The 2,174-nt window shown below is 71.0% G+C and carries 4 protein-coding genes and 1 pseudogene; 1 reads left to right on the top strand and 4 read right to left on the bottom strand.

Annotated elements, in window-relative coordinates; genetic code table 11:
- The coding region (locus AB0M20_RS39605) for a winged helix-turn-helix domain-containing protein (protein WP_364306212.1) at positions 1-449 on the top strand (449 nt) is incomplete at its 5' end.
- A 6-nt stretch (positions 450-455) separates the two neighbouring features.
- Here AB0M20_RS39605 and AB0M20_RS39600 read toward each other — a convergent pair.
- The 4 genes and pseudogenes from AB0M20_RS39600 to AB0M20_RS39585 form a co-directional block, all read right to left on the bottom strand.
- The gene (locus tag AB0M20_RS39600) at positions 456-1,076 is read right to left on the bottom strand and encodes an ATP/GTP-binding protein (RefSeq protein ID WP_364306210.1); all 621 of its coding nucleotides are present in this window, start codon (positions 1,074-1,076) and stop codon (positions 456-458) included.
- Positions 1,057-1,425, bottom strand: a complete 369-nt coding sequence (locus tag AB0M20_RS39595; protein WP_364306208.1) for a DUF742 domain-containing protein — start codon at positions 1,423-1,425, stop codon at positions 1,057-1,059. Before AB0M20_RS39595 ends, AB0M20_RS39600 begins: the two co-directional genes overlap by 20 nt.
- Before the next feature lie 39 nt (positions 1,426-1,464).
- On the bottom strand, positions 1,465-1,878 hold the full coding sequence (locus AB0M20_RS39590) for a roadblock/LC7 domain-containing protein (RefSeq protein ID WP_364306207.1): 414 nt from the start codon (positions 1,876-1,878) through the stop codon (positions 1,465-1,467).
- Positions 1,875-2,174: pseudogene (locus AB0M20_RS39585) on the bottom strand (histidine kinase); the annotation flags it as partial. The gene AB0M20_RS39590 and the pseudogene AB0M20_RS39585, both read right to left, overlap by 4 nt.

The following is a 2,174-nucleotide window of genomic DNA, read 5'->3' as shown; positions in this document are numbered from 1 at the left end:
CCAACTGCGACAACGTGCTGGCGGCGTTCAGGAAACACGTGGTGGCGGCCTGCGTGGGCCCGGTCACGGCCGCACCGTTGCGCGGGTACGGCGTCCCGGTCGTGTCACCGGCCCGGGCTCGCCTCAGCGCGCTGGTCCGCACCATCGTGGACGAGTTGCCGAGGCGTGCGGTCACCCTCGAGGTCTCGGGACACACCTTGACCCTGCGCGGTCACGCCGCCGTCGTGGACGGTGAGCTGCGGGTGCTGGCCTCGTCGCCGATGGCGGTGCTGCGTGCGCTGGCGGTTTCCCCGGGGCGGGTCCTCTCCCGGGGCGCCCTGCTGCACGAGCTCCCCCGCGGCGCCGACGAGCACGCCGTGGAGATGGCGGTGGCCCGGCTCCGCGCCGGCCTGGGAACCCCGGGGATCGTCCAGACCGTCGTGAAGCGGGGCTACCGCCTCGCCGGCTGAGCCGGCCTAACCCACCGTGGCGGGGTAGCCGCGGCCCTGCTCCTCGACCAGCGTCGCCATAGCGTGCTCGACGACGCCGACCAGCACGGCCTTCACCGAGTCGCGGTGCCGGGCGTCGCACATGATCAGCGGTACGTGCGGCGCGATGGCCAGCGCCTCCCGCACCTCTCCCGGCTCATAGCGTGGCGCGCCGTCGAAACAGTTCAGCGCCACCAGGTATGGCAGGTGCCGGTTCTCGAAGTAGTCCAGCGGCGCGAACGCGTCCGAGATGCGCCGAGTGTCGACCAGCACCGCCGCGCCGACGGCACCACGGATCAGCTCGTCCCACATGAACCAGAACCGGGTCTGTCCGGGGGTGCCGAACAGATAGAGGATCAGGTCGTCGGCCATGGTGATGCGGCCGAAGTCCATCGCGACCGTGGTCGTCTCCTTGCCCGGCACCTTGGACGCGTCGTCCACACCGGCCCCGGCCGACGTCATGACCGCCTCGGTGGTGAGAGGTTCGATCTCGGAGACCGCACCGACCAGCGTCGTCTTGCCGACGCCGAAGCCGCCGGCAATGACGATCTTCGCGGAGGTGATCTCCCTGGGTTGCGCCCCCGCCCGCTCAGAGCTTGCGAAGTCCACTCAACACCCTTTCCAGCAGATCCATCCGCTCCGCGAATCCTTGTTTGGGAGCGGCACTGTGCAACGCCAGCAACCCGTCGGCGACCATGTCGGCGACGAGCACGCGGGCGACCCCCAGCGGTAGCCGGTGGTACGCCGCGATCTCGGCCAGGGATTGCGCCCTCGGCTCGCACAGCAGCGCGATGCGGTACTTGTCGTGCCCGGCGAACCGGGCCTCCTGCACGGCTGCCTGGCTGGCGACCAGGACCGCTTCGATCGGGATGTCGCGTTGCGGCTCGGTCCGCCCGCGGGTGACCGCGTAGGGCCGGACCAGCGCGCCACGCGGGTCGTGTTGCCTGGGCTGCCCCATCCTGCGGTCACCTCCTCTCGGGCGTCAGCCGTCCCGCCGTCAGGCCTGGAAGCCGACGGTTTCGCGAGGCGCCGGCACGAGAGCCGCACCGACCCGCTCGACGAGCAGCGCCATCTCGTAGCCGACCTGGCCGACGTCGCAGCTGCGCGCGGCGAGGACGGCCATCGAGGAACCGTCGCTGATGGACATCAGGAAGAGGTAGCCGCTGTCCATCTCGATGATGGTCTGCTGCACCTCACCGGCGCTGAACATGCGGGAGGCGCCCTCGGTCAGGCTGACCACGCCGGAGGTGATGGCGGCGAGCTGGTCGGCACGGTCCGCCGGCAGATCCCGGGAGGATGCCAGCAGCAGCCCGTCCGCGGAGACCGCCACGACATGCGCGATGCCGGCGACGCTGTCCGCGAAGTTGCTGAGCAGCCAGCCCATGTCTTGCATGGTGGGGGGCCTGGTCACTGTCGACTCTCCTTAGGAGCAGGGGCGCCCGCGGCAGCTTCGGCACTGCCGGCCGTACGCCCTCGTTGCACACCCCGGTGGTACGCGGAAAGCAGGCCACGAACCTCATCCGGGCTGCGCTTGTTCTGGTTCTTCGCGCCGTTCTCGACTCCGCCCGGCACGAGCTGAGCCTGCGGCACACGCTTGGGCAGTCCGGAGCGCGAGGTGCCGGAGGCGGGGGGTGCCGCCGCTGCCATCGCGCGCTGCCAACCTGCGTCGGCGGCGCACCGCCACCGGTCTTCGGCCGAGGAACGCGG

The sequence above is a fragment of the Actinoplanes sp. NPDC051633 genome (assembly GCF_040681735.1).
In the GTDB taxonomy this organism is placed as follows: domain Bacteria; phylum Actinomycetota; class Actinomycetes; order Mycobacteriales; family Micromonosporaceae; genus Actinoplanes.
Note: the sequence above shows the minus strand (reverse complement) of the source record. Positions and strands in the feature narration are given on the sequence as shown.